This window comes from Streptomyces armeniacus, from assembly GCF_003355155.1.
Lineage (GTDB): Bacteria > Actinomycetota > Actinomycetes > Streptomycetales > Streptomycetaceae > Streptomyces > Streptomyces armeniacus.
The window spans coordinates 1,123,884-1,147,293 of record NZ_CP031320.1 but is presented as its reverse complement, the minus strand read 5'-3'; the positions used below and the strand labels follow the sequence as shown (position 1 = coordinate 1,147,293).

33 protein-coding genes are annotated in these 23,410 nt (G+C 69.4%); 27 read left to right on the top strand and 6 right to left on the bottom strand.

Features of this window, described 5'->3' with window-relative positions:
* Window positions 1-4 precede the first annotated feature (4 nt).
* The 26 genes from rpsS to rplQ all read left to right on the top strand — a co-directional run bounded on the left by rpsS (window position 5) and on the right by rplQ (window position 14,106).
* Entirely contained in the window at window positions 5-286 is a 282-nt protein-coding gene (gene rpsS, locus DVA86_RS04970; RefSeq protein ID WP_208876103.1) for a 30S ribosomal protein S19, read from the top strand.
* A gap of 39 nt (window positions 287-325) precedes the next feature.
* A complete protein-coding gene (gene rplV / locus DVA86_RS04965) occupies window positions 326-673 on the top strand; it encodes a 50S ribosomal protein L22 (protein ID WP_121518475.1) in 348 nt (115 codons plus the stop codon).
* Complete coding sequence (rpsC, locus tag DVA86_RS04960; protein ID WP_208876102.1) at window positions 673-1,536, top strand: 30S ribosomal protein S3; 864 nt, start codon at window positions 673-675, stop codon at window positions 1,534-1,536. Before rplV ends, rpsC begins: the two co-directional genes overlap by 1 nt.
* 3 nt (window positions 1,537-1,539) lie before the next feature.
* A complete protein-coding gene (gene rplP / locus DVA86_RS04955; protein ID WP_027749266.1) occupies window positions 1,540-1,959 on the top strand; it encodes a 50S ribosomal protein L16 in 420 nt (139 codons plus the stop codon).
* Window positions 1,959-2,183: a 50S ribosomal protein L29 gene (gene rpmC, locus DVA86_RS04950; protein ID WP_208876101.1), complete on the top strand. Its 225-nt coding sequence runs from the start codon at window positions 1,959-1,961 to the stop codon at window positions 2,181-2,183. The genes rplP and rpmC overlap by 1 nt, the downstream gene beginning before the upstream one ends.
* Window positions 2,183-2,473: a 30S ribosomal protein S17 gene (gene rpsQ, locus DVA86_RS04945; protein ID WP_208876100.1), complete on the top strand. Its 291-nt coding sequence runs from the start codon at window positions 2,183-2,185 to the stop codon at window positions 2,471-2,473. Before rpmC ends, rpsQ begins: the two co-directional genes overlap by 1 nt.
* A 118-nt stretch (window positions 2,474-2,591) precedes the next feature.
* Complete coding sequence (gene rplN / locus DVA86_RS04940; RefSeq protein ID WP_208876099.1) at window positions 2,592-2,960, top strand: 50S ribosomal protein L14; 369 nt, start codon at window positions 2,592-2,594, stop codon at window positions 2,958-2,960.
* Window positions 2,960-3,283 (top strand): 50S ribosomal protein L24, encoded by a 324-nt coding sequence (gene rplX / locus DVA86_RS04935; protein WP_208876098.1) that lies wholly within the window; start codon window positions 2,960-2,962, stop codon window positions 3,281-3,283. The genes rplN and rplX overlap by 1 nt, the downstream gene beginning before the upstream one ends.
* Window positions 3,283-3,855, top strand: a complete 573-nt coding sequence (gene rplE, locus DVA86_RS04930) for a 50S ribosomal protein L5 (protein WP_208876097.1) — start codon at window positions 3,283-3,285, stop codon at window positions 3,853-3,855. The genes rplX and rplE overlap by 1 nt, the downstream gene beginning before the upstream one ends.
* Window positions 3,856-3,857: 2 nt before the next feature.
* Complete coding sequence (locus DVA86_RS04925; RefSeq protein WP_208876095.1) at window positions 3,858-4,043, top strand: type Z 30S ribosomal protein S14; 186 nt, start codon at window positions 3,858-3,860, stop codon at window positions 4,041-4,043.
* A gap of 164 nt (window positions 4,044-4,207) precedes the next feature.
* On the top strand, window positions 4,208-4,606 hold the full coding sequence (rpsH, locus tag DVA86_RS04920; RefSeq protein ID WP_208876093.1) for a 30S ribosomal protein S8: 399 nt from the start codon (window positions 4,208-4,210) through the stop codon (window positions 4,604-4,606).
* A 20-nt stretch (window positions 4,607-4,626) separates the two neighbouring features.
* On the top strand, window positions 4,627-5,166 hold the full coding sequence (rplF, locus tag DVA86_RS04915; protein WP_208876091.1) for a 50S ribosomal protein L6: 540 nt from the start codon (window positions 4,627-4,629) through the stop codon (window positions 5,164-5,166).
* A 3-nt stretch (window positions 5,167-5,169) separates the two neighbouring features.
* The gene (gene rplR, locus DVA86_RS04910) at window positions 5,170-5,553 is read left to right on the top strand and encodes a 50S ribosomal protein L18 (RefSeq protein ID WP_208876090.1); all 384 of its coding nucleotides are present in this window, start codon (window positions 5,170-5,172) and stop codon (window positions 5,551-5,553) included.
* A 35-nt stretch (window positions 5,554-5,588) separates the two neighbouring features.
* Window positions 5,589-6,191 (top strand): 30S ribosomal protein S5, encoded by a 603-nt coding sequence (rpsE, locus tag DVA86_RS04905; protein WP_121518485.1) that lies wholly within the window; start codon window positions 5,589-5,591, stop codon window positions 6,189-6,191.
* The gene (gene rpmD, locus DVA86_RS04900) at window positions 6,191-6,373 is read left to right on the top strand and encodes a 50S ribosomal protein L30 (protein ID WP_208876089.1); all 183 of its coding nucleotides are present in this window, start codon (window positions 6,191-6,193) and stop codon (window positions 6,371-6,373) included. Before rpsE ends, rpmD begins: the two co-directional genes overlap by 1 nt.
* 1 nt (window position 6,374) lies before the next feature.
* On the top strand, window positions 6,375-6,839 hold the full coding sequence (gene rplO, locus DVA86_RS04895; protein ID WP_208876088.1) for a 50S ribosomal protein L15: 465 nt from the start codon (window positions 6,375-6,377) through the stop codon (window positions 6,837-6,839).
* Between the two features lie 161 nt (window positions 6,840-7,000).
* Window positions 7,001-8,314, top strand: a complete 1,314-nt coding sequence (gene secY / locus DVA86_RS04890) for a preprotein translocase subunit SecY (RefSeq protein ID WP_208876086.1) — start codon at window positions 7,001-7,003, stop codon at window positions 8,312-8,314.
* On the top strand, window positions 8,314-8,964 hold the full coding sequence (locus DVA86_RS04885; RefSeq protein ID WP_208876085.1) for an adenylate kinase: 651 nt from the start codon (window positions 8,314-8,316) through the stop codon (window positions 8,962-8,964). The genes secY and DVA86_RS04885 overlap by 1 nt, the downstream gene beginning before the upstream one ends.
* Before the next feature lie 109 nt (window positions 8,965-9,073).
* Window positions 9,074-9,910, top strand: a complete 837-nt coding sequence (gene map / locus DVA86_RS04880) for a type I methionyl aminopeptidase (RefSeq protein WP_208876083.1) — start codon at window positions 9,074-9,076, stop codon at window positions 9,908-9,910.
* Between the two features lie 181 nt (window positions 9,911-10,091).
* A complete protein-coding gene (gene infA / locus DVA86_RS04875; protein ID WP_003948620.1) occupies window positions 10,092-10,313 on the top strand; it encodes a translation initiation factor IF-1 in 222 nt (73 codons plus the stop codon).
* Window positions 10,314-10,374: 61 nt separating this feature from the next.
* The gene (gene rpmJ, locus DVA86_RS04870; RefSeq protein ID WP_003956441.1) at window positions 10,375-10,488 is read left to right on the top strand and encodes a 50S ribosomal protein L36; all 114 of its coding nucleotides are present in this window, start codon (window positions 10,375-10,377) and stop codon (window positions 10,486-10,488) included.
* A 212-nt stretch (window positions 10,489-10,700) separates the two neighbouring features.
* Window positions 10,701-11,081 (top strand): 30S ribosomal protein S13, encoded by a 381-nt coding sequence (rpsM, locus tag DVA86_RS04865; protein WP_208876082.1) that lies wholly within the window; start codon window positions 10,701-10,703, stop codon window positions 11,079-11,081.
* A 68-nt stretch (window positions 11,082-11,149) separates the two neighbouring features.
* Window positions 11,150-11,554, top strand: coding sequence for a 30S ribosomal protein S11 (rpsK, locus tag DVA86_RS04860; protein WP_016473404.1), 405 nt, complete (start codon window positions 11,150-11,152; stop codon window positions 11,552-11,554).
* A gap of 27 nt (window positions 11,555-11,581) precedes the next feature.
* Complete coding sequence (rpsD, locus tag DVA86_RS04855) at window positions 11,582-12,208, top strand: 30S ribosomal protein S4 (RefSeq protein ID WP_208876081.1); 627 nt, start codon at window positions 11,582-11,584, stop codon at window positions 12,206-12,208.
* Between the two features lie 109 nt (window positions 12,209-12,317).
* Window positions 12,318-13,340, top strand: a complete 1,023-nt coding sequence (locus DVA86_RS04850; protein WP_208876076.1) for a DNA-directed RNA polymerase subunit alpha — start codon at window positions 12,318-12,320, stop codon at window positions 13,338-13,340.
* Window positions 13,341-13,548: 208 nt separating this feature from the next.
* Window positions 13,549-14,106: a 50S ribosomal protein L17 gene (gene rplQ, locus DVA86_RS04845; RefSeq protein WP_208876075.1), complete on the top strand. Its 558-nt coding sequence runs from the start codon at window positions 13,549-13,551 to the stop codon at window positions 14,104-14,106.
* 97 nt (window positions 14,107-14,203) lie between these two features.
* Here rplQ and DVA86_RS04840 read toward each other — a convergent pair whose 3' ends face one another.
* Both DVA86_RS04840 and DVA86_RS04835 read right to left on the bottom strand, forming a co-directional pair.
* A complete protein-coding gene (locus tag DVA86_RS04840; protein ID WP_208876073.1) occupies window positions 14,204-15,709 on the bottom strand; it encodes an FAD-dependent oxidoreductase in 1,506 nt (501 codons plus the stop codon).
* Window positions 15,710-15,722: 13 nt separating this feature from the next.
* Window positions 15,723-16,637, bottom strand: a complete 915-nt coding sequence (locus tag DVA86_RS04835) for an AurF N-oxygenase family protein (RefSeq protein ID WP_208876072.1) — start codon at window positions 16,635-16,637, stop codon at window positions 15,723-15,725.
* Between the two features lie 213 nt (window positions 16,638-16,850).
* On the opposite strand from DVA86_RS04835, the gene truA reads away from it, so the two are divergent.
* Complete coding sequence (gene truA, locus DVA86_RS04830) at window positions 16,851-17,735, top strand: tRNA pseudouridine(38-40) synthase TruA (protein ID WP_208876071.1); 885 nt, start codon at window positions 16,851-16,853, stop codon at window positions 17,733-17,735.
* 13 nt (window positions 17,736-17,748) lie between these two features.
* On the opposite strand, the gene DVA86_RS35905 is transcribed toward truA, so the two are convergent.
* The 4 genes from DVA86_RS35905 to DVA86_RS04810 all read right to left on the bottom strand — a co-directional run bounded on the left by DVA86_RS35905 (window position 17,749) and on the right by DVA86_RS04810 (window position 23,368).
* On the bottom strand, window positions 17,749-18,654 hold the full coding sequence (locus DVA86_RS35905) for a hypothetical protein (protein WP_281279268.1): 906 nt from the start codon (window positions 18,652-18,654) through the stop codon (window positions 17,749-17,751).
* Window positions 18,655-18,723: 69 nt separating this feature from the next.
* Window positions 18,724-19,341, bottom strand: a complete 618-nt coding sequence (locus DVA86_RS04820; RefSeq protein WP_208876070.1) for a Uma2 family endonuclease — start codon at window positions 19,339-19,341, stop codon at window positions 18,724-18,726.
* A gap of 121 nt (window positions 19,342-19,462) precedes the next feature.
* A complete protein-coding gene (locus DVA86_RS04815; protein WP_208876068.1) occupies window positions 19,463-22,279 on the bottom strand; it encodes a helix-turn-helix transcriptional regulator in 2,817 nt (938 codons plus the stop codon).
* Window positions 22,280-22,477: 198 nt separating this feature from the next.
* Window positions 22,478-23,368: a M28 family peptidase gene (locus DVA86_RS04810; RefSeq protein WP_245996345.1), complete on the bottom strand. Its 891-nt coding sequence runs from the start codon at window positions 23,366-23,368 to the stop codon at window positions 22,478-22,480.
* Window positions 23,369-23,410: the final 42 nt, after the last annotated feature.

Sequence of the window (23,410 nt, the reverse complement as noted above, 5' to 3'; positions counted from 1 at the left end):
TCAGATGCCGCGCAGTCTCAAGAAGGGGCCCTTCGTAGACGACCACCTGATCAAGAAGGTGGACGTGCAGAACGAAGCAGGCACCAAGAACGTCATCAAGACCTGGTCCCGCCGCTCCATGATCGTCCCGGCCATGCTCGGACACACGATCGCGGTGCACGACGGCCGCAAGCACATCCCGGTGTTCATCAACGAGTCGATGGTCGGCCACAAGCTCGGCGAGTTCGCGCCGACCCGCACCTTCCGCGGCCACGTCAAGGACGACCGCAAGTCGCGGCGTCGCTGATCGGGTGTGAAGACCATGACTGACACCGAAGGGACAACCATGGAAGCCAGGGCCCAGGCGCGCTTCGTGCGCGTCACGCCCATGAAGGCCCGCCGCGTGGTGGACCTTGTCCGTGGCATGGATGCCACGGAGGCCCAAGCGGTCCTGCGCTTCGCCCCGCAGGCCGCCAGCGTGACCGTAGGCAAGGTGCTGGACAGCGCCATTGCCAACGCCGCGCACAACTACGACCACACCGACGCCGACAGCCTCTTCATCTCGGAGGCGTACGTCGACGAAGGCCCGACCCTGAAGCGGTTCCGGCCGCGTGCCCAGGGACGTGCCTACCGGATCCGTAAGCGGACCAGCCACATCACGGTGGTCGTCAGCAGCAAGGAAGGAACCCGGTAATGGGCCAGAAAGTAAACCCGCACGGGTTCCGGCTCGGCATCACCACGGACTTCAAGTCCCGGTGGTACGCCGACAAGCTGTACAAGGACTACGTCAAGGAAGATGTGGCGATCCGCCGCATGCTCACGCAGGGCATGGAGCGGGCCGGCATCTCCAAGGTGGAGATCGAGCGCACCCGTGACCGGGTCCGTGTCGACGTCCACACCGCCCGGCCGGGCATCGTCATCGGCCGCCGCGGCGCGGAGGCCGACCGGCTGCGCGGGAACCTCGAGAAGCTGACCGGCAAGCAGATCCAGTTCAACATCCTCGAGGTCAAGAACCCCGAGACGGATGCCCAGCTGGTGGCCCAGGCCGTCGCCGAGCAGCTGTCCTCCCGCGTCTCCTTCCGCCGTGCGATGCGCAAGAGCATGCAGACCACGATGAAGGCCGGCGCCAAGGGCATCAAGATCCAGTGCGGTGGCCGTCTCGGCGGCGCCGAGATGTCCCGCTCGGAGTTCTACCGCGAGGGCCGGGTGCCGCTGCACACGCTGCGCGCGAACGTCGACTACGGCTTCTTCGAGGCCAAGACGACCTTCGGTCGCATCGGCGTGAAGGTGTGGATCTACAAGGGCGACGTCAAGAACATCGCCGAGGTCCGTGCCGAGAACGCCGCGGCCCGCGCGGGCAACCGCCCGTCGCGCGGTGGCGGCGGTGGCGGTGGCGGCGGCAGCGAGCGTCCCCGTCGTGGTGGCGAGCGCGGTGGCCGCGGCCGTAAGCCTCAGCAGGCGCAGGCCGACGCGGCCCCCAAGGCCGAGGCTCCCGCCGCGGCCGCTCCGGCCGCCGATGCCGCTGGTTCGTCCGGCTCTGCCGGAAAGGAGTCCTGACCAATGCTGATCCCGCGCAGGGTAAAGCACCGCAAGCAGCACCACCCGAAGCGCAAGGGCATGGCCAAGGGCGGCACCGAGCTTGCGTTCGGCGAGTACGGAATCCAGGCCGTCACCCCGGCTTATGTGACGAACCGGCAGATCGAGGCCGCTCGTATCTCGATGACCCGGCACATCAAGCGTGGCGGCAAGGTCTGGATCAACATCTACCCGGACCGTCCGCTGACCAAGAAGCCCGCCGAGACCCGTATGGGTTCCGGTAAGGGTTCGCCGGAGTGGTGGGTCGCGAACGTCAAGCCGGGCCGGGTGATGTTCGAGCTGTCCTACCCGAACGAGAAGATTGCCAAGGAGGCGCTCATCCGCGCCGCCCACAAGCTTCCGATGAAGTGCCGGATCGTGCGGCGCGAGGCAGGTGAGTCGTGATGGCGGCCGGAACCAAGGCGGCCGAGCTGCGTGAGCTCGGCGACGAGGAACTCGTCGGCAAGCTTCGCGAGGCCAAGGAGGAGCTGTTCAACCTCCGCTTCCAGGCGGCGACCGGACAGCTCGAAAACCACGGCCGGCTGAAGGCCGTCCGCAAGGACATCGCGCGGATCTACACCCTGATGCGCGAGCGCGAGCTGGGCATCGAAACGGTGGAGAGCGCCTGATGAGCGAGACGAATGTGACTGAGACGACAAAGCAGCAGGACCGCGGCTTCCGCAAGACCCGCGAGGGTCTCGTCGTCAGCGACAAGATGGACAAGACCGTCGTCGTCGCTGTCGAGGACCGCGTCAAGCACGCGCTGTACGGCAAGGTCATCCGCCGTACCAACAAGCTCAAGGCGCACGACGAGCAGAACGCTGCCGGCATCGGCGACCGCGTCCTCCTGATGGAGACCCGGCCGCTGTCCGCCACCAAGCGCTGGCGCATCGTCGAGATCCTCGAGAAGGCCAAGTAGGCAATTCCCGCGAGGGGATTCCGACACATTCATCCTGGAGTTCTCCAGGAGAGGTTCCGCCAGGCTCGGCGGGGTCCGAGTACCCCGCCGGGAACCGGCAGACGATCAGGAGATAGACGTGATCCAGCAGGAGTCGCGACTGCGTGTCGCCGACAACACGGGTGCGAAGGAGATTCTCACCATCCGTGTTCTCGGTGGTTCCGGCCGCCGCTACGCGGGCATCGGTGACGTCATTGTCGCTACCGTCAAGGACGCGATCCCCGGCGGGAACGTGAAAAAGGGCGACATCGTCAAGGCCGTCATCGTGCGCACCGTCAAGGAGCGCCGCCGTCCCGACGGCTCGTACATCCGCTTCGACGAGAACGCCGCCGTCATCCTCAAGGGCGACGGCGACCCCCGCGGCACCCGTATCTTCGGCCTGGTGGGCCGTGAGCTGCGCGAGAAGAAGTTCATGAGGATCATCTCGCTCGCGCCGGAGGTGCTGTGATGAAGATCAAGAAGGGCGACCTGGTCCAGGTCATCACCGGCAAGGACCGCGGCAAGCAGGGCAAGGTCATCGTGGCCTACCCCCGCGAGAACCGCGTCCTGGTCGAGGGTGTCAACCGGGTCAAGAAGCACACCAAGGCCGGCCAGACCGCTCGTGGTTCGAAGACCGGCGGCATCGTGACGACCGAGGCCCCGGTCCACGTGAGCAACGTTCAGCTCGTCGTGGAGAAGGACGGCAAGAAGGTCGTGACCCGCGTCGGGTACCGCTTCGATGACGACGGCAACAAGATCCGCGTTGCCAAGCGGACCGGTGAGGACATCTGATGACTGCCACCACCACTGCCAACAGCACGGTCCCGCGTCTGAAGACGCGCTACCGCGAGGAGATCGCGGGCAAGCTGCGTGACGAGTTCAAGTACGAGAACGTCATGCAGACCCCGGGTCTCACGAAGATCGTGGTCAACATGGGTGTGGGCGACGCCGCCCGCGACTCCAAGTTGATGGACGGGGCCGTCAAGGACCTCGCCACGATCACCGGCCAGAAGCCGGCTGTGACCAAGGCCCGCAAGTCCATCGCGCAGTTCAAGCTGCGCGAGGGCCAGCCGATCGGTGCGCACGTGACGCTGCGCGGCGACCGTATGTGGGAGTTCCTGGACCGTCTGCTGTCGCTCGCGCTGCCGCGCATCCGCGACTTCCGCGGTCTGTCGCCGAAGCAGTTCGACGGCAGGGGCAACTACACCTTCGGTCTCACCGAGCAGGTCATGTTCCACGAGATCGACCAGGACAAGATCGACCGGGTCCGGGGCATGGACATCACCGTGGTGACCACGGCGACCAACGACGACGAGGGTCGTGCCCTCCTCCGTCACCTCGGCTTCCCGTTCAAGGAGAACTGATCATGGCGAAGAAGGCTCTGATCTCCAAGGCCAGCCGCAAGCCGAAGTTCGCGGTGCGTGGCTACACGCGCTGCCAGCGTTGCGGCCGTCCGCACTCCGTCTACCGTAAGTTCGGCCTTTGCCGTGTGTGCCTCCGTGAGATGGCGCACCGCGGTGAACTGCCGGGCGTGACCAAGAGCTCCTGGTAATCCTTCTGCCGCACCCCGGCAGCAGGACCAGCCAGGACTCTCGGTAAGCAGCACAACAACGCTTACTACGCCGTAGGTCCCCGCACCGCACCCGTCCCGACCGAGCTCGGGGAGAGGGATGGCGCATACAGGAAACCCCGGCGAGAGAGGCCGAAGGCCAACACATGACCATGACCGATCCGATCGCAGACATGTTGACTCGTCTGCGAAACGCGAACTCGGCGTACCACGACTCCGTCGTGATGCCCCACAGCAAGATCAAGTCGCATATCGCGGAGATCCTCCAGCAGGAGGGCTACATCACCGGCTGGAAGACCGAGGACGCCCCGGTGGGCAAGAACCTCGTTCTCGAGCTGAAGTTCGGCCCGAACCGCGAGCGCTCGATCGCAGGCATCAAGCGGATTTCGAAGCCGGGTCTGCGGGTCTACGCGAAGTCCACCAATCTGCCGAAGGTCCTCGGCGGCCTGGGCGTGGCGATCATCTCCACGTCCCACGGTCTCCTGACCGGTCAGCAGGCTCAGAAGAAGGGCGTGGGCGGGGAAGTCCTCGCCTACGTCTGGTAGTCGGGAACGGAGGTACAGCAATGTCGCGAATCGGCAAGCTCCCCATCCAGGTTCCCGCCGGTGTGGACGTCACCATCGATGGCCAGACGGTCGCGGTGAAGGGCCCCAAGGGCTCCCTCTCGCACACCGTTGTCGCTCCCATCGAGATCGCCAGGGGTGAGGACGGTGCTCTCGCCGTCACCCGCCCCAACGATGAGAGCCGGAACAAGGCCCTGCACGGCCTGTCCCGCACGCTGGTGGCGAACATGATCACTGGCGTGACCCAGGGATTCAGCAAGAACCTCGAGATCAGCGGTGTCGGCTACCGCGTCCAGGCGAAGGGCTCCAACCTGGAGTTCTCGCTGGGCTACAGCCACCCGATCCTCGTCGAGGCGCCCGAAGGCATCACCTTCGCGGTCGAGTCCCCGACCAAGTTCAGCGTCGAGGGGATCGACAAGCAGAAGGTCGGCGAGGTCGCCGCGAACATCCGCAAGCTGCGGAAGCCCGATCCGTACAAGGCCAAGGGCGTGAAGTACGCGGGCGAGGTCATCCGCCGCAAGGTCGGAAAGGCTGGTAAGTAAGCCATGGCATACGGCGTGAAGATCGCTAAGGGTGACGCGTACAAGCGTGCCGCCGCCAAGCGCCGTCACATCCGCATCCGCAAGAAGGTCTCGGGCACGCCCGAGCGCCCGCGGCTGGTGGTGACGCGTTCCAACCGGCACATGGTGGCCCAGGTCGTGGACGACATCGCGGGTCACACCGTGGCGTCCGCGTCGACCCTCGACGCCTCCATCCGGGGTGCCGACGGCGCCAAGAGCGACCAGGCCAAGCAGGTCGGTGCGCTCGTCGCGGAACGTGCGAAGGCAGCCGGCGTGGAAGCGGTCGTGTTCGACCGGGGCGGCAACAAGTACGCGGGGCGGATCGCCGCGCTGGCTGACGCCGCCCGCGAGGCCGGGCTCAAGTTCTGAGCGCGTTCCGTAGCTAAACGAGAGAGGTAATTCCAATGGCTGGACCCCAGCGCCGCGGAGGCGGCGCCGGTGGCGGCGAGCGACGGGACCGCAAGGGCCGGGACGGCGGCGGTGCCGCCGAGAAGACCGCCTATGTCGAGCGGGTCGTCGCGATCAATCGCGTCGCCAAGGTTGTGAAGGGTGGTCGTCGCTTCAGCTTCACCGCGCTGGTCGTGGTGGGCGACGGTGACGGCACCGTGGGTGTCGGTTACGGCAAGGCCAAGGAGGTGCCGGCCGCCATCGCCAAGGGTGTCGAGGAGGCCAAGAAGCACTTCTTCAAGGTCCCCCGTATCCAGGGCACCATTCCGCACCCGATCCAGGGTGAGGAAGCCGCGGGTGTCGTGCTGCTCAAGCCGGCTTCGCCCGGTACCGGTGTGATCGCCGGTGGCCCGGTGCGTGCCGTGCTGGAGTGCGCGGGCATCCACGACGTGCTGAGCAAGTCGCTCGGCTCGTCGAACCCGATCAACATCGTGCACGCCACGAGGGCTGCTCTGCAGGGGCTTCAGCGCCCCGAGGAGATCGCCGCCCGCCGTGGCCTGCCGCTGGAGGACGTGGCTCCCGCCGCTCTGCTGCGGGCGCGTGCCGGGGTGAGCGCGTAATGGCTCGCCTCAAGATCACGCAGACGCGTTCCGTCATCGGGACCAAGCAGAACCACCGCGACACGCTGCGGACGCTCGGTCTGAAGCGTGTGAACGATGTCTCCGTACGGGAGGCCCGTCCCGAGGTGATCGGCATGGTGCACACCGTGCGGCACCTCATCACGGTCGAGGAGGTCGACTGACATGGCTGAGCCGCAGGGCAGCAAGCCGCTGAAGGTCCACAACCTCCGGCCGGCCCCCGGCGCCAAGACCGCCAAGACCCGTGTGGGTCGCGGCGAGGGGTCGAAGGGCAAGACCGCAGGTCGTGGCACGAAGGGCACCAAGGCCCGTTACCAGGTGCCGGAGCGCTTCGAGGGCGGGCAGATGCCGCTGCACATGCGGCTGCCCAAGCTCAGGGGCTTCCGGAACCCCGCGCACAAGCAGTTCCAGGTGGTCAACCTGGAGAAGCTGGCCGAGCTGTTCCCGAAGGGCGGCGAGGTCACCAAGGACGACCTGGTCGCCAAGGGCGCGGTACGCAAGAACGAGCTCGTGAAGGTGCTCGGCAACGGCGACATCTCCGTCGCGCTGCAGGTGACCGTCGACAAGGTCTCCGGCTCCGCCAAGGAGAAGATCACCGCTGCGGGCGGCACCGTCACCGAGCTTGGCTGAGTTCGTTGGCTGACCGGCCGGGGATGTCCTGTGAGGGCGTCCCCGGTTGGTCGTTCCAAGGGGGGCACGGTCGCCGGTAAGGTGGCGTGCACTGTCGTATCCGTCGATCCTCAAGACCGTCACCTCTCGCGTAGTTGAGCGCGGGGGGCGCAGGAGGCACCGTGCTCACCGCGTTCGCCCGGGCGTTCCAGACGCCCGACCTGCGCAAGAAGCTGCTTTTTACGCTCGGTATCATCGTCCTCTTTCGGCTTGGGGCTCATGTCCCGGTGCCGGGCGTCAGCTTTGAGAACGTCAACCAGTGCATGGATGAGGCCGAGTCGAACAGTGGCCTCTTCGGCCTGGTGAACATGTTCAGCGGTGGCGCACTGCTGCAGTTGACCATTTTCGCGCTCGGGATCATGCCGTACATCACGGCGAGCATCATCCTGCAGCTGCTGGTTGTCGTGATCCCGCGGTTGGAAGCCCTCAAGAAAGAGGGCTCCGCCGGGCAGGCCAAGATCACCCAGTACACCCGCTATCTGACCGTGGCGCTCGGCATCCTCCAGGCCACCGGCCTGGTGGCCACCGCCCGCAGCGGCACCCTCTTCCCGCAGTGCCAGGTCAGGGACGAGATCGTCCCCAACGACAGCATCTTCACCACCGTCACGATGGTGATCTGCATGACCGCGGGCACAGCGCTGATCATGTGGCTCGGTGAGCTCATCACCGACCGCGGCATCGGGAACGGCATGTCCATCCTGATGTTCATCTCGATCGCGGCCGGGTTCCCCGGAGCGCTCTGGGCCATCAAGGAGCAGGGCAAGCTGGCCGACGGCTGGATCGAGTTCGGCGCCGTCATCGTCTGCGGCCTGGCCATGGTCGCGCTGGTGGTCTTCGTCGAGCAGGCGCAGCGGCGGATTCCCGTGCAGTACGCGAAGCGGATGATCGGGCGCCGTTCCTACGGCGGTACGTCCACGTACATCCCGCTGAAGGTCAACCAGGCCGGTGTGATTCCGGTCATCTTCGCGTCGTCGCTGCTCTACATCCCGGCGCTGATCGTGCAGTTCAGCAACTCCAAGGCAGGGTGGGCGACCTGGATTCAGGAGAACATGGTCGCTGGTGACAGCCCCACGTACATCATCACGTACTTCCTGCTCATCGTCTTCTTCGCCTTCTTCTACGTCGCCATCTCCTTCAACCCCGAAGAAGTTGCTGACAACATGAAGAAGTATGGTGGCTTCATCCCGGGCATCCGGGCAGGACGCCCCACCGCGGAGTACCTGAGCTACGTGCTGAACCGCATCACGTGGCCCGGCTCGCTCTACCTGGGTCTGATCGCCCTGGTCCCCACCGTCGCGCTGATCACCCTCAACGCCAACCAGAACTTCCCGTTCGGAGGGACGAGCATCCTCATCATCGTGGGTGTCGGGCTTGAGACGGTGAAGCAGATCGAGAGCCAGCTTCAGCAGCGCCATTACGAAGGGTTCCTCCGCTGATGCGTATCGTCCTCGTCGGACCGCCAGGGGCGGGCAAGGGCACGCAAGCCGCGTACCTCGCCGAGAACCTGGCGATCCCGCACATCTCCACGGGTGACCTCTTCCGGGCCAACATCAGCCAGGGCACACCGCTCGGGCGTCAGGCCAAGGAATACATGAACGCGGGCCACTTGGTGCCCGACGAGGTCACCATCGGGATGGCCGAGGACCGCATGATGCAGGAGGACGCCGCCGGCGGCTTCCTGTTGGACGGCTTTCCGCGGAACATCGGCCAGGCCGAGGCGCTCGACGGCTTCCTGCGTGCGCACGATCTGAAGCTGGACGCGGTGCTGGACCTGGAGGTCCCGGAGGACGAGGTCGTGAAGCGGATCGCCGGGAGGCGCATCTGCCGCAACGACAGCAGTCACGTCTACCACGCCGAGTACAGCACGCCGGAGCAGCCGGGAGTCTGCGACGAGTGCGGCGGCGAGCTGTACCAGCGCGAGGATGACAGTGAGGAAACGGTCCGCAAGCGGCTGGCCGTCTATCACAGCGAGACCGAGCCGATCATCGACTACTACAAGGCCCAGGGCCTGGTGACCACGATCTCCGCGCTCGGCGCGGTGAACGAGGTCACGGCCCGGGCCATGCAGGCGCTCGGCCGGGACTAGGTCCGCAGCCCTCGCGACTGAGCCCCGCCGCGACCGCCGGACTCCGCCCGTCGCGGCGGGGCTCAGTCGCGGGCGGGGACAGGACACCGGAAAGAGAAAGGCAGCCGTCATGGTGGAGATCAAGACCCCGGAGCAGATCGCCAAGATGCGGGCGGCGGGGCTGGTCGTCGCCGCCATGCACAAGGCGTGCCGTGAGGCGGCGGTGCCGGGCGCCACGACCAAGGATCTGGACCAGGTCGCGGCCAAGGTGCTCGCCGAGCACGACGCCAAGCCGAACTTCCTTGGCTACGGCGGCTTTCCGGGCAACATCTGCACCTCCGTCAACGACGTCGTGGTGCACGGCATCCCCGACACCCAGACCGTGCTCGCGTCCGGCGACATCATCTCCATCGACGCCGGGGCGATCATCGACGGCTGGCACGGCGACGCGGCGATCACCGTGTTCGTGGGGGAGGGGCACGCGGCCGAGCTGCACGAGCTGAGCCGCGTCACCGAGGAGTCCATGTGGGCGGGCGTCGCCGCCATGCGCAAGGGCAACCGGCTGGTGGACATCTCCAAGGCGGTGGAGGGCTACGTACGGCGGCAGCCCCGCCCCTCGTCCGGCAAGTACGGGATCATCGAGGACTACGGCGGCCACGGCATCGGCTCCCAGATGCACATGGACCCGCACCTGCTGAACTACGTCGACCGGCGGCGCGGCCGCGGTCCCAAGCTGGTGCCCGGAGTGTGCCTGGCGATCGAGCCGATGCTGAGCCTGGGCACGCCGAAGACACACGTGCTGGCCGACGAGTGGACGGTCAAGACGGACGACGGCACCTGGTCGTCGCACTGGGAACACTCGGTGGCGATCACGGAGCAGGGCCCGCTGGTGCTGACCGCGCCGGACGGCGGCAAGGCGAAGCTCGCGGAGTACGGCATCACCGCGGCGCCCGACCCGCTGGGCTGAGGGGCCCGGCGCTGACGGCCCGCCGTTGAGGGGCCGTCCCGCTTAAGGATCTTGGTTCCGGGGGAGGCTACCCGAATTCGTCTTTCGGGATGCCCTGACGTAGACTGGCTCGTCGGTCCCGGGCATGTTCGTGCCCTGGTCCACCCCAGGTAGCCGATCCCGGAAGGTGAAGCGCTCAAGCATGGCCAAAAAACAAGGGGCCATCGAGATCGAGGGCACGGTCGTCGAGTCTCTCCCGAACGCTATGTTCAAGGTGGAGCTCCAGAACGGCCACCAGGTCCTCGCGCACATCAGCGGCAAGATGCGGATGCACTATATCCGTATCCTTCCCGACGACCGGGTCGTGGTGGAGCTCTCTCCCTACGACCTGACTCGCGGGCGGATCGTCTACCGCTACAAGTAGATCTTGTCCGCATCCCGCTTCCCGTGGGGTGACGGGCACTGACCCGGAGAACCTCGATTTCATGAAGGTCAAGCCGAGCGTCAAGAAGATCTGCGACAAGTGCAAGGTGATCCGCCGCCACGGCCGGGTCATGGTCATCTGCGACAACCTGCGCCACAAGCAGCGCCAGGGCTGAAGCAGCCGACCCCCGGCCTTACGCACTTCTCGCACATCGCGCGACGCAAGTGAAAAGTACATACGCAGACACCCGACCCCCCGCCGTGATCCGTCACTGCCGGTGGGGACGACACCCCCGGTCGGAGGCCGGGGACCCGGCTCGTAATGCTGCAGAGTCTTACGGGAACGGTGCTGCGGAAGACCTCCGAAAACCCATCAGGAGCCACATCCATGGCACGCCTCGCAGGCGTTGACCTCCCGCGTGAGAAGCGCGTAGAGGTCGCCCTCACCTACGTCTTCGGCATCGGTCGCACCCTTGCCCAGCGGACCCTGAGCGAGACCGGGGTCGACCCGGACACCCGCGTACGGGACCTGGCCGAGGAAGACCTGGTCAAGATCCGTGACTACGTGGACAACAACCTCCGGACCGAGGGTGACCTCCGCCGGGAGATTCAGGCCGACATCCGCCGCAAGGTGGAGATCGGCTGCTACGAGGGTCTGCGGCACCGCCGCGGTCTCCCCGTCCACGGTCAGCGCACGAAGACCAATGCCCGTACCCGCAAGGGTCCGCGTCGCGCGATCGCCGGCAAGAAGAAGCCGGGCAAGAAGTAGTCCGCAGCGGACACGCTGACAAGCGGTCCCAGCTGTTGGACCGATCACCTCCACAGGAGTAAACGTATATGCCTCCGAAGGGCCGTACCGCTGGCGCCAAGAAGGTGCGCCGCAAGGAAAAGAAGAACGTCGCTCACGGGCACGCCCACATCAAGAGCACGTTCAACAACACCATCGTTTCGATCACTGACCCGACCGGCAATGTGATCTCCTGGGCCTCCGCCGGCCACGTCGGTTTCAAGGGCTCGCGCAAGTCGACGCCGTTCGCGGCGCAGATGGCTGCGGAGAACGCCGCACGCCGTGCGCAGGAGCACGGCATGCGCAAGGTCGACGTCTTCGTGAAGGGCCCCGGCTCCGGCCGGGAGACCGCGATCCGTTCGCTCCAGGCGACCGGGCTCGAGGTCGGCTCGATCCAGGACGTCACCCCGACCCCGCACAACGGCTGCCGCCCGCCGAAGCGCCGCCGAGTCTGAGACCAGCGAAACAGGAGAAAATAGACAATGGCGCGTTACACCGGGGCCGACTGCAAGCGATGCCGTCGGGAAAAGCAGAAGCTCTTCCTCAAGGGAGCTAAGTGCGAGAGCGCAAAGTGCCCGATCGAGATCCGTCCTTACCCCCCGGGTGAGCACGGGCGCGGGCGCACCAAGGACTCCGAGTACCTGCTGCAGAAGCGCGAGAAGCAGAAGGCAGCGCGTATCTACGGCGTCCTGGAGAAGCAGTTCCGCGGGTACTTCAACGAGGCCAACCGCCAGCAGGGCAAGACAGGCGAGAACCTGCTGCGGATCCTCGAGACCCGCCTCGACAACGTGGTCTACCGGGCCGGCTTCGCCAAGTCCCGCGACCACGCACGTCAGTTGGTCAAGCACGGCCACATCACGCTGAACGGCCGGAAGAACGACATCCCGTCGGCCCGCGTCGTACCGAGCGACATCGTCGCGGTGCGGGAGTCCTCCCGTAACCTGACCCCCTTCCAGGTGGCTCAGGCGGAGGCCGGCGACAGGACCGTTCCGGCGTGGCTGGAAGCCGTTCCGTCGCAGCTGCGGATTCTCGTGCACTCGATGCCCGAGCGTCAGGTGATCGACACGCAGGTGCAGGAGCAGCTGATCGTCGAGCTCTACTCGAAGTAGCAGTTCGTATACGGGTCCGGGCGGTACGGCTGCCATTACGGCCGTATCGCCCGTACCCTTGCAGTACGGCATCAAATAGCGGTTGCCGAAGACTGGAGGCACATCTCTCATGCTGATCGCTCAGCGCCCCTCTCTGACCGAAGAGGTCGTCGACGAATTCCGTTCCCGGTTCGTGATCGAGCCGCTGGAGCCGGGCTTCGGCTACACCCTCGGAAACTCCCTGCGTCGTACGCTCCTCTCCTCGATCCCCGGTGCTGCCGTGACCAGCATCCGGATCGACGGGGTCCTGCACGAGTTCACCACCGTGCCGGGCGTCAAGGAGGACGTCACCGACCTCATCCTCAACATCAAGAGCCTGGTCGTCTCCTCGGAGCACGACGAGCCGGTCGTGATGTACCTGCGCAAGCAGGGCCCCGGCCTGGTGACGGCCGCGGACATCGCCCCGCCCGCCGGTGTCGAGGTGCACAACCCCGACCTGGTCCTGGCCACGCTGAACGGCAAGGGCAAGCTCGAGATGGAGCTGACCGTCGAGCGCGGTCGCGGCTACGTCTCCGCCGTGCAGAACAAGCAGGTCGGCCAGGAGATCGGCCGGATCCCGGTCGACTCGATCTACTCGCCGGTCCTCAAGGTCACGTACAAGGTCGAGGCCACCCGAGTCGAGCAGCGCACCGACTTCGACAAGCTGATCGTCGACGTCGAGACCAAGCAGGCCATGCGGCCGCGTGACGCCATGGCGTCGGCCGGCAAGACCCTGGTCGAGCTGTTCGGCCTGGCGCGCGAGCTGAACGTCGACGCCGAGGGCATCGACATGGGCCCGTCCCCGACGGACGCCGCGCTCGCCGCCGATCTGGCGCTGCCGATCGAGGAGCTCGAGCTCACGGTGCGCTCGTACAACTGCCTCAAGCGCGAGGGCATCCACTCCGTTGGCGAGCTCGTGGCCCGCTCGGAGGCGGACCTGCTCGACATCCGCAACTTCGGTGCGAAGTCGATCGACGAGGTCAAGGCGAAGCTGGCCGGCATGGGCCTGGCCCTCAAGGACAGCCCGCCCGGATTCGACCCGACGGCCGCCGCCGACGCCTTCGGCGCGGACGACGACGCGGACCAGGGCTTCGTGGAGACCGAGCAGTACTGAGCCTGAACGGCGGCCTGCCGGACCGTACGCGGCGCTCGCGCCCGTCGGTACGGACCCGCCGGACCTCGCCGCCGTGGCTGACCGCCGCGGCGGCGGGGGCCTGTCCGGGGCCGCTCGCCCCGGGCCCCCGAGTTTCGGCTGGGCGACCGCTCAGCCGACCTGACACCGGTACCTGATACGGCCGGTGCAGAGATCAAGGAGAAGGAACATGCCGAAGCCCACCAAGGGCGCCCGTCTGGGCGGCAGCGCCGCGCACCAGAAGGCGATGCTGGGGAACCTGGCCACCAGCCTTTTCGAGCACGGCCGCATCACCACGACCGAGGCGAAGGCCCGCCGCCTGCGCCCGTTCGCGGAGCGTCTGATCACCAAGGCCAAGAAGGGCGACCTGCACAACCGTCGCCAGGTCATGCAGACGGTCCTGGACAAGAGCGTCGTGCACACGCTGTTCACCGAGATCGGCCCGCGCTACGAGAACCGCCCGGGTGGCTACACCCGTATCACCAAGATCGGTCCGCGCCGCGGGGACAACGCCCCCATGGCCGTGATCGAGCTGGTGGAGGCCCTGACCGTGCAGCAGCAGGCCGTCGGTGAGGCCGAGGCCGCGACGAAGCGTACGGCGAAGGACGCGGCGGGTGACCAGGCCGCGGCGGACCTGAAGAAGGGCTCCGAGGCCACCGAGGCCGAGGACGCGGCGGAGGACGCCGCGGTCGAGGCCGAGGACACCTCGGACGAGTCGAAGGACGAGAAGAACGAGAAGGACGCCTGAGCGTTCGCTCCGTTCGTACGGTTCGTTCCGTGCCGTCGGCGGGCCCGCTCCCCACGGGGGGCGGGCCCGTTCGCGTGCGGCGGTGCAGGGGGGCGGCTCAGCGCCGGGCGCGCGCCAGCCGCCGGAACGCCCGTGGCTTCCGCGTCGGCTCCGGCAGCGCCCCCGCCACGGCGTCGGCGAGGAGTGTGCCGACGGTCTCCGCCGCGCAGCGGCGGTTCGCGCCGATCCCGCCGGAGGGGCCGCGCTTGATCCAGCCCACCACGTACGTCCCGGGGCGTCCGGGCACCCGGCCGCCCTCGTTCGGGACGGTGCCGGTCGTCTCGTCGAACGGCAGCCCCGGCACCGGCGCTCCGCGGTGGCCCACCGCGCGCAGCGCCATGCCGGCCGGCAGGTCCAGTTCGCCGTCGTGGCCCGTGACCCGCAGGGCGGCGACGTGCCCGTCGCCGGTGGCCGCGACCGGTGCGGAGCGGAAGCGGAACACGATGCGCCGCCCGGTCCGCGGCGCCGCCGCCCAGTCCACCCGCTCCCGTGCCACGTCCCGCAGCGCGCCTGCCTTGTCCCGCGGGGAGGCCTCGTCGATCGCCGCGGCGATGCGCGGGTCGTGGTCGTCGACGACCAGGCTGACGCCGTCCATGTGCTTGAGCGCGATCAGTTCGGACCTGGTGTACGCGGCGTCCTCCGGGCCGCGCCGTCCGAGCAGCACCACCTCCCGTACGTTGCTGCGGCGCAGCGCCGCAAGCGCGTGGCCGGCGATCTCGGTGCCGGCCAGGGTGTCCGGGTCGGATACGAGGATGCGTGCCACATCGAGTGCGACGTTGCCGTTGCCGACCACGACCACCCGCTCGCCCGACAGGTCAACGGCGTCGGGCGCGACCTCCGGATGCGCGTTGTACCAGGCGACGAACGTGGTCGCGGAGATGCTGCCGGGCAGGTCCTCGCCGGGGATGCCGAGGCGGCGGTCGGTGGACGCCCCGACGGCGTAGATCACCGCGTCGTGGTGCGCGGCCAGTTCGCCGGCGGTGACGTGCCTGCCGACTTCGAGGCCCAGGTGCATCCGTACGCGCGGATGCGAGTGGAAGCGGGCGAACGTCTCGCCGGCCTTCTTGGTGGCGGTGTGGTCCGGCGCCACCCCGTACCGTACGAGGCCGCCGGCCGTCGGCAGCCGGTCGACGAGGGTCACCTCGGCCTTGGTGTGCAGCAGCAGGTCCTCGGCGGCGTACATGCCGGCGGGGCCGGTGCCGACGATCGCGACCCGGAGCGGGCCGAAGTCGGACGGCAGGCTGCGTTCGAAGGACGGCTCGCCCCAGGTGTGGAAGTTCGGGCTGCCGGGAGCGGGTTCGGGCGGTGCGACGTCGGCGAAGTACGCCGCGTTGATCCCCGCGTACTCGCGCCGGCCGCCGGTCAGGCTGTCCACGGGGAAGATCGCGTCCACCGGGCAGGCGTCGGCGCAGGCGCCGCAGTCGATGCAGGTCTTCGGGTCGATGTGCAGCATCTCGGTGCTGCCGAACTCCCGCTCCTGCGGCGTCGGATGGATGCAGTTGACCGGGCAGACGGAGACGCAGGTGGCGTCGTTGCAGCAGGTCTGGGTGATCGCGTAGGCCATGTGGTCCGCCCGGTCAGATCAGGTGGGCGCGCTTGTAGAACGCCAGCGCGGGCTTGGTGAGCAGACCGGCGGAGGCCAGGAAGTCCATCAGGCCCGAACAGCTGGACCGCATCATCGACTTGTGGTGCTCGTTGTTCTTCGCCGCCTCGATCGCGCGCTTCTCGTCGAGTCCCGCGTTCGCGTAGACCTTCTTGTTCACCATGCTGGTGACGATGACGTAGGCGGCGACCGCGATCACGAAGGAGTGGATCTGGCGGCGTATCCGGCCGGCGCGCGCGAGGTGTTTGCGCGTCTCGTCGCGGGCGAACTTCATGTGCCGCGACTCCTCGACGACGTGGATGTTGTTGATGGTGCGTACGAACGGCACGACCCGCTCGTCGCGCATCCAGTCGCGCTGCATGACGTCGAGGACCTCTTCGGCGACCAGGATCGCCGCGTACGCGGCCTCGCCGAAGGCGAGCGTCTTGAAGGCGCGGCCGAGTTCGACCGCGACCCGGTGCGGCCGGTAGGCGGGGGCGCCCAGCTTCCTGGCGCCGCGGGCGAACATGATCGAGTGCCGGCACTCGTCGGCGATCTCGGTGAGCGCCCACTGCACCTGGTCGGTGGTCGGGTCCTTGGCGTAGACGTCGCGCAGCACCATCTGCTGGAGGATCATCTCGAACCAGATGCCGGTGCTGGCCACGGACGCGGCCTCCTGCCGCGTCAGCTCCTTGCGCTGGGCCTCGGTCAGCTCGTGCCAGTACGCGGTGCCGTAGAGGGTGCTCCACTCCGGGCTGGCGCCGTGGAAGTCCTTGTCCAGCGGCGTCTCCCAGTCGACCTCGGTGAGCGGGTCGTACGAGAGCTGCGCCGACGAGTCGAGCAGCCGGCTCGCGACGTCGTTCTCGGGGGTCCGGTCGTCGGTCGCCGGACGCGCGGCGCTGCTTGCCATGCTGGGGCTCCTCGAGTCGAGTCGGGAAGGTCCTCGTCCGTTGCTGCACTGGGTTACCGGCGGAAACCCCGCCCGCTGTTGACGGACTGTATAGCAAGAGCCCGAGTCGGGCCTACCCCCGAGTAAACAAAGACCCGACACTCTTCACCGCGCCCCCGCACCGGCCACGCCCGCCCGTGCGGGCCCGGAGCCGGGCGGTGAGAGGATCGGGCTGTGAGTGACGAGGTGGAGCCCGGTTCCGTACGGGTGCGGCTGGATCTTTCGTACGACGGCAGCGGCTTCTCCGGCTGGGCGCGCCAGCGCGGGCGCCGCACCGTACAGGAGGAGCTGGAGGACGCGCTGCGCGTCGTGCTGCGGCTGGACGGGCCCGCGGAGCTGACGGTGGCGGGCCGTACGGACGCGGGCGTGCACGCGCGCGGCCAGGTGGCGCACGTGGACCTGCCGGAGCAGGTGTGGGCGGACCAGGGCGGGCAGCTGCTGCGCAGGCTGGCCGGACGGCTGCCGATGGATGTACGGGTCCACCGGGTCGCCGAGGCGCCCCCGCACTTCAACGCGCGTTTCTCCGCGGTCTGGCGGCGCTACGCGTACCGCGTCGGCGACCACCCCGGCGGCGTCGACCCGCTGCTGCGGGGCCATGTGCTGTGGCACAACTGGCCGCTGGATCTCGACGCGATGAACGCCGCCGCCGAACGGCTGCTGGGCGAGCACGACTTCGCGGCGTTCTGCAAGAAGCGCGAGGGCGCCACCACCATCCGTACGCTGCGGACGCTGCGCTGGGAACGCCGGCCCGACGGGGTGCTGGAGGCCACCGTGCGGGCCGACGCGTTCTGCCACAACATGGTCCGCGCGCTCGTCGGCGCCATGCTCTTCGTCGGAGACGGGCACCGCCCGCCGTCCTGGCCGGGCGAGGTCCTGGCGGCCGGCGTACGGGACTCGGCGGTGCAGGTCGTACGTCCGCACGGGCTGACCCTGGAGGAGGTCGGCTACCCGCCGGACGACGCCCTGGCCGCGCGCAACGCCGAGTCGCGCAACAAGCGGGTGCTGCCGGGCGCGGGCGCCGGCGCCGCGAGCACGGCCGCGGGCATGGGCTGCTGCTGAGCCCGCGGCTCCGCTACGGGCCGTAGTACGGCGGTGGCGGCTGCTGCCCGTACGGCGGGCTCCCCGGGTACTGCTGCCCGTACGGAGCGCCGCCGCCCTGGTACGCGGCGGGCGCCGGGGGCTGCTGGGGCAGCTGCTGCGGGGGCTGCGGCTGGCCGTACGGGGGCTGGCCGTACGGCTGCTGCGGCTGCTGCCCGTACGGCTGCTGCCCGTACGGTCCCGGTGCCCCCGTCGTCCCCCGCTGCCCGTTCGCGCCGTTCGCCGTCTTGATCAGCGCGCAGGCGAGCAGCACGTACCCCGCGACGACGACGCCGAGCAGGAAGCCCGCCACCGTGAGGCCGAAGTCGTCGGAGTCCGGGTCGAGGAAGTCGCCGTAGAGCTGGACGTCGTCGGCGACGAAGTACACGAGGTAGGCGGCGGGGAAGGCCAGCCAGGTGAGCGGGTGCCACCACTTCACGGCTGCCTGGTTGCGGCCGACCGCCAGCCAGTCGACCAGGACGACGAGTGGCGTGATCGCGTGCTCGAACAGGGACCAGGTCTCGTCGAGATCGCCCTCCATGAGCGTCATGAAGGTGACGGAGACCAGGATCAGCAGTACGGCGAGCGCGCCGCGCAGCCAGGGCGACCGCGGCTCGTGCCGCTGCCCGCCGGTGACGAGCGGATAGCACAGCAGGCCGAGGTAGCAGATGCCGGTCAGCAGGCTGGCCTGCTGACTCAGGCCCGGCATGACGCTGTCGAGGTCCGCCTGGCCGACCGCCGCGCCGAACCCGGTGAACGCGCACACCACGATGACCAGCCGCCAGACCGTCACCCCGGCGAGCACGCCGGGGTCCACGCGCTGCGGCTGGGGCGGATACGGCCCGGGTGCGTACGCATGCTGCTGACTGCCGCCGATCGCCATGAGGTCCCCCAAGATCAAGCCAGATTCCAGCCCTCCATGAGATCACATGCGATACGGCCCCCGTGTCCCCCGAAAGACCCTCACCGATCAGCCGCGGAGCAGCGGCCCCGTGTCGAGAGCCGGATACGGCTCGGGCAACTGCAGCTTGCCGCCCAGCTCGACGGAGGACACGGCGCGGTAGTGGCTCCTGGAGGAGTCCTCGGGGTCCGAGAGCGGCTCCGAGTATGCGTACGCCGTGCCGTGCTGCCGGTGGACCAGCACGTACACGGGGATCTCGGCCGTCGCGCAGGCGCGCAGCTTGGGGCCGCTGTCGGTCTCGTGGTTGGTGGAGGTGACCTCGCCCGCCAAGGCGACCAGGTCGATCGGGTACCAGCCCTTGTGCGCTTTGCGGTACGCCTCGTCGAGGTCGGTGGGCTCCCGGTGCAGCACGTAGAAGTCGGGGATGACGAGCGCCAGGGTGGCGCCGCTTCTCTGCCCTACCCGGTAGCCGTTGCCCATGCCCGCCAAGCCGAATCCGGCTGCGTCGAGCTGAACGCTCAGCTTGAAGGCGCCCTTGCTGTGCTGGTAGTCGGGCTGTGGCGGCACGAGAATCAACCCCTCGACATACTCGGGCCGGATCGGCTCCGCGGATGCCTTTTCGATCGCGATCAGCAGGTCAGCGGGGTCCTGGTGGGCCACTGGCTCAACAGCGGGATCGACGCTCATCGCGGTCCTCCTCAGCACCGTCGTCGACGGCTCGTCGTCACTGCCAGGCTACGCCGGTGTCGGGTGCCCCGGCAGTGATCATCGGCCGTGGGCGTTCGGGCCGCCGGAGAACGCCCGGGCTTCACCCGTCCGGGTGGCCGGGGGCGGTGTTCGAGGCGTGCCGGAGGCAGGTGCTGAGCTGGGTGCGGGAGCGGACGCCGAGTTTGCGGTAGATGCGCGTCAGCGAGGCCTCGATGGTCTTGACACTCAGGAACATGCGGGAGGCCACCTCCTGGTTGGTGGCGCCCTCGCCGACCAGGACCGCGATGCGTTCCTCGCTGGCCGTGAGGGCCGGGAACACCCGTACCTCTCCGGGCTGTTCGAGGCCGGCGAGGCCGCGGCCCGCCTGGTCCGCCCAGGCGCGTGCGCCGCAGCGCGTGAACAGGGCCAGCGCCTCGTCGGCCGCCGCGCGGGCGGGGGCGTGGCGCCGGCGGCGGCGTTCGACGCGGGCCGCCTCCAGCAGGCAGTGCCCGACCTCCAGCGGCTGCCCCAGCTCGGTGAAGCGGCGTCCCGCGCCGCGCAGCAGCTCCAGTGCGGCGTCCGGTTCGCCGCGTGCGGCGTGTACGGCGGCCTCCGCGCGGTCCAGTTGGGCGGTGACGGCGCCGCCCCGGGCGGGGTCGCCGACGGCCGCGCGGGCCGCGCGGATGACCTCCTCGGCGCGGTCCGGTGCGCCGAACGCGGCCAGGGCGGAGGCGAGATCGCCGTGCCAGCGGTACGTCTTGGGTGAGCACACGCCCTGCGCACGCTCCGTGTCCCGCACCCGTTCCAGCGCCTCGACCGCGCCCCGTACGTCGCCGGAGCGCAGCCGTGCCTGCCCCAGCACGTGCAGGTGGCGGCAGCGGAAGATGGCGTCGTGCTCCTGCTCGGAGGCGCGCAGGCCGCGTTCCGCGTACGTGGTGGCGCGGGCGATGGTGCCGCCGGCGAGCTCCGCGACGGCGGCGTTGTACCAGCCGGGCCCGGGGCTCAGAGACGCCTCCTCCGCGATACGGACCGCGCGGTCCGCGAAGTCCAGCGCCTCCCGGCAGCGGCCCATCCGCACCGAGACCTCCGAGAGGCCGCGCAGCACGTGGACGACCTCCTCGCCGGAGCCGCGTTCCACCAGGGCCAGCATGCGCAGCAGCTCCTCGCGGGCGTCCTCGAGGCGGTCGTCGAACACGGCGAAGCGCGCGGCGAAGAACCGGGGCGCCATGTGCAGCCAGCCGCTGAGCGGCGGGTCGGGCAGCCGCAGCGCCTGCTCCAGGAACCGGCCGTGGTCGTCGCGGCCCCGCATCCGCGCCGTCATGGCCCGGTTGGTGAGCGCCATCGCCTCGGTCGCGGTGTCACCGACGGCCCGCGCGTACCGCTGGGCGCGTTCCGCTTCCCGGTCGCTGTCCTCCGGGCGGCCCGCAACCAGGGCGAACCACGCCGCCCGCAGCCGTACGAGCGCCGTCAGCCCGGTGTCGCCCTCGGCGTCGACGAGGGCGGCGGCGAGGATCTCGTCCATTTCCGCGAGCCCCTGCCCGGACAGGTCGATCAGCGCCAGCCGGACCCGTACGCGCTGGGCCTTGGGCGAGTCGGCGGCGAGCACGGCGTCGGCGGCGCGGTGCACGAGGCCGGGCAGCGCGGCGGAGGCGCCCGCCTCGGCGGCGGCGACGAGCCATTCGAGGCGCTGCGCGTCGGGTTCGGCGGGGGTGCGGTCGGCCGCCAGCAGATACAGCTCGGCGGCCATGCGGTGCGAGCCCTGCCGGGAGGCGGCCTCGGCGGCGGTCACCAGGGAGCGGGCGAGTTCGGCGTCCGGGCCGGACTGGGCGAGGGCGCGGTGCCGGATGCGCCCGGCCGCGTCCGGTACGACGGCGGCGAGCGCCGTGTGGACGCGGGACCGGTGGGCGGCGTCGGCGTGTTCGGCGAGGACGGTGCCGACGGCGGGCGGGGTGAAGCGGAGCTGGCTGCCCTCGGTGACGAGGAGTCCGGCCGCGGCTGCCTGCCGTACGTCGTGCTCGGCCTCCGTACGGCCCGCGCGCACCAGCAGTCCCGCGGTGGGGCGGGTGGCGAGGGCGGCCATCAGCAGGGTCTCGCGGGTGCCGGCGGTGAGGGTGCTCAGACGTTCGCTGATGAGCGCGTGTACGCGCTGCGGGACGGGCGCGGGGCGCCAGTGCCGGGGAATGCGGTCGGTGAAGGCGCCGCCGAGCGCCAGCGCGAGATACGGGTTGCCGCCGGAGTCCGCGTGCAGCTTGTTGGCGATACGGGCGGGGAGGCCGTAGCGCTCCAGGAGTTCGGCGAGCGCGTCGGGCGCCAGGGGCGGCACGGCCAGTTCGACCGCCGTCGGCGTCGGCGACCAGGAGGGCCCGGCGCTCTCGCGCGCGCCGGGGCAGGGGGGCCAGCGGCCCGCCACCACGACGCGTACGCCGCGGGCGGCGAGCCGCCGGGCGGCGTAGCGGGTGGCGTCCACGGTGGCGGTGTCCAGCCACTGCGCGTCGTCGACGAGGATCAGCACGGGCGCGGTCGCCGCGCACTCGGCGAGCAGGCCGCGCCAGGCCAGCCGGCACACGGAGCGGCCCTGCCCGGTCGCGGTTGTCTCGCGGTCGCGCAGCAGGACGCCGTGCAGCGCGGTGCGTTGCGGCTCGGGGAGCGCGGCGAGCGGGGCGGCGGGGATCTGGTCGAGGAGGTCGGCCAGCCCGGAGTACGGAATCCAGCGGTCCGTCTCGGCGCCGGCGACGCGCAGGACGAGTTCGCCGCGCGCGGAGGCCGCCGCGCCGGCGGCCTCCAGGACGGCGGTCTTGCCGATGCCGCTGGGGCCGGTCAGGACGACGCTGCCGTACGCCGCGAGGCGCGACTCGACGGTCGCGAGCAGCGCCGACCGGCCCACCAGGGATGGCGCCGGTGGGACGGTCGGCGCGGCCGGTGCGGTGAACGCGCCCACCCGCGCGGTGAACGCGTGCGGCGGTGCGGCGTTGTCGGCGATGGCTCCCCCTCCAGCATGAGCGGGATATCGTGCCGACCTTAGCCATCCGGAATGCGGAGCTCAATGGTCGCTCAGCAGTAATTTCCGCCGCGGGAGCCGTACGTCCCGCCGCCGGGGGCCGTACGTGCGCCGCGCCCCGTACGGCCCCAAGATCCGTCAGGCGCCCCCGAGTTGCCACACGGTGTGCGCGATGGCGTTGGCGCTGTGCCCGACGACGTCGGCGCCGACGTTGCTCACGGTGTCGCACGGGCTGTGGTAGCACGGGTCGTCGCCGGAGCCGATGCCGCCGACGGTCACGCCGTACTGCGCGAACGACGAGTGGTCCGAACTGCCGTCCCAGCGGATGCCGTACGTGGGGATGCCCTGCGCCTCGTAGTACGCCTCGAACATGCCGCTGATCGCGGCGTCGTGGGTGTAGACGCCCATGTCGGTGAGGGCCTTCTGGCCGACCATGTCGAAGTTCAGATACGCGTCGAGCTTCGCGCGCCCGGACTGGCCCAGCTCGCCGGCGTAGTGGTCGGAGCCGATCAGCCCGTTCTCCTCGGCGCCCCACCAGCCGAACCGCAGCCGCTGCTCCGGCCGCAGGTCGGCGCGGGACACGGCGAGGGCGACCTCGAGGACGGCGGCGCTGCCGGAGCCGTTGTCGTTGAGGCCGGGGCCGCGGGTGACGCTGTCGAGGTGGGCGCCGGCCATCACGACGTTCTCGGTGTCGCCGTGCGGCCACTCGGCTATGACGTTCCAGCCGGTGCGGCCGTTGTACGTGAACGCCTGGCGCTCCGTCTCGAACCCGGCGGCGTCCAGGACCGACTGGACGTAGTCGGCCGACGCCTCGTAGCCGGGGGTGCCGTGCGCGCGGGTGTCGCCGTTGGCGTCCGCGATCTTCTGGAACTCGTCAAGGTGGGCCATCACGTTCTCCGCCGGGATCTGCGGCGGCGCCTGCCGCGCGGTGGCGGAGGCGGGTGCGACGGCGGTGTCGGCGGAGGCGGTGCTGACGCCGAGGAGGGCGAGCAGCAGGGCGGCGAGTGCCGGCAGGAGTCGTCTCTTCACGGTGATTCCTCTGGGGGGTTGGGTGCAGGTCGGGTGCCGGGG

Bases quoted from the DNA above. Each gene is read 5' to 3' on its own strand.
- rpsC (WP_208876102.1), top strand. From the start codon at position 673: ATGGGCCAGAAAGTAAACCCGCACGGGTTCCGGCTCGGCATCACCACG.
- DVA86_RS04835 (WP_208876072.1), bottom strand. From the start codon at position 16,637: ATGGCAAGCAGCGCCGCGCGTCCGGCGACCGACGACCGGACCCCCGAG.
- rplP (WP_027749266.1), top strand. From the start codon at position 1,540: ATGCTGATCCCGCGCAGGGTAAAGCACCGCAAGCAGCACCACCCGAAG.
- rpsK (WP_016473404.1), top strand. From the start codon at position 11,150: ATGCCTCCGAAGGGCCGTACCGCTGGCGCCAAGAAGGTGCGCCGCAAG.
- rpsH (WP_208876093.1), top strand. From the start codon at position 4,208: ATGACCATGACCGATCCGATCGCAGACATGTTGACTCGTCTGCGAAAC.
- rpsQ (WP_208876100.1), top strand. From the start codon at position 2,183: ATGAGCGAGACGAATGTGACTGAGACGACAAAGCAGCAGGACCGCGGC.
- rplO (WP_208876088.1), top strand. From the start codon at position 6,375: ATGGCTGAGCCGCAGGGCAGCAAGCCGCTGAAGGTCCACAACCTCCGG.
- rpsS (WP_208876103.1), top strand. From the start codon at position 5: ATGCCGCGCAGTCTCAAGAAGGGGCCCTTCGTAGACGACCACCTGATC.
- rplV (WP_121518475.1), top strand. From the start codon at position 326: ATGGAAGCCAGGGCCCAGGCGCGCTTCGTGCGCGTCACGCCCATGAAG.
- DVA86_RS04840 (WP_208876073.1), bottom strand. From the start codon at position 15,709: ATGGCCTACGCGATCACCCAGACCTGCTGCAACGACGCCACCTGCGTC.
- DVA86_RS04850 (WP_208876076.1), top strand. From the start codon at position 12,318: ATGCTGATCGCTCAGCGCCCCTCTCTGACCGAAGAGGTCGTCGACGAA.
- rplR (WP_208876090.1), top strand. From the start codon at position 5,170: ATGGCATACGGCGTGAAGATCGCTAAGGGTGACGCGTACAAGCGTGCC.
- rpmJ (WP_003956441.1), top strand. From the start codon at position 10,375: ATGAAGGTCAAGCCGAGCGTCAAGAAGATCTGCGACAAGTGCAAGGTG.
- rpsM (WP_208876082.1), top strand. From the start codon at position 10,701: ATGGCACGCCTCGCAGGCGTTGACCTCCCGCGTGAGAAGCGCGTAGAG.
- DVA86_RS04820 (WP_208876070.1), bottom strand. From the start codon at position 19,341: ATGAGCGTCGATCCCGCTGTTGAGCCAGTGGCCCACCAGGACCCCGCT.
- DVA86_RS04885 (WP_208876085.1), top strand. From the start codon at position 8,314: ATGCGTATCGTCCTCGTCGGACCGCCAGGGGCGGGCAAGGGCACGCAA.
- infA (WP_003948620.1), top strand. From the start codon at position 10,092: ATGGCCAAAAAACAAGGGGCCATCGAGATCGAGGGCACGGTCGTCGAG.
- rplF (WP_208876091.1), top strand. From the start codon at position 4,627: ATGTCGCGAATCGGCAAGCTCCCCATCCAGGTTCCCGCCGGTGTGGAC.
- rplQ (WP_208876075.1), top strand. From the start codon at position 13,549: ATGCCGAAGCCCACCAAGGGCGCCCGTCTGGGCGGCAGCGCCGCGCAC.
- rpsE (WP_121518485.1), top strand. From the start codon at position 5,589: ATGGCTGGACCCCAGCGCCGCGGAGGCGGCGCCGGTGGCGGCGAGCGA.
- DVA86_RS04925 (WP_208876095.1), top strand. From the start codon at position 3,858: ATGGCGAAGAAGGCTCTGATCTCCAAGGCCAGCCGCAAGCCGAAGTTC.
- rplE (WP_208876097.1), top strand. From the start codon at position 3,283: ATGACTGCCACCACCACTGCCAACAGCACGGTCCCGCGTCTGAAGACG.
- map (WP_208876083.1), top strand. From the start codon at position 9,074: ATGGTGGAGATCAAGACCCCGGAGCAGATCGCCAAGATGCGGGCGGCG.
- rpsD (WP_208876081.1), top strand. From the start codon at position 11,582: ATGGCGCGTTACACCGGGGCCGACTGCAAGCGATGCCGTCGGGAAAAG.
- rpmC (WP_208876101.1), top strand. From the start codon at position 1,959: ATGGCGGCCGGAACCAAGGCGGCCGAGCTGCGTGAGCTCGGCGACGAG.
- rplX (WP_208876098.1), top strand. From the start codon at position 2,960: ATGAAGATCAAGAAGGGCGACCTGGTCCAGGTCATCACCGGCAAGGAC.
- rpmD (WP_208876089.1), top strand. From the start codon at position 6,191: ATGGCTCGCCTCAAGATCACGCAGACGCGTTCCGTCATCGGGACCAAG.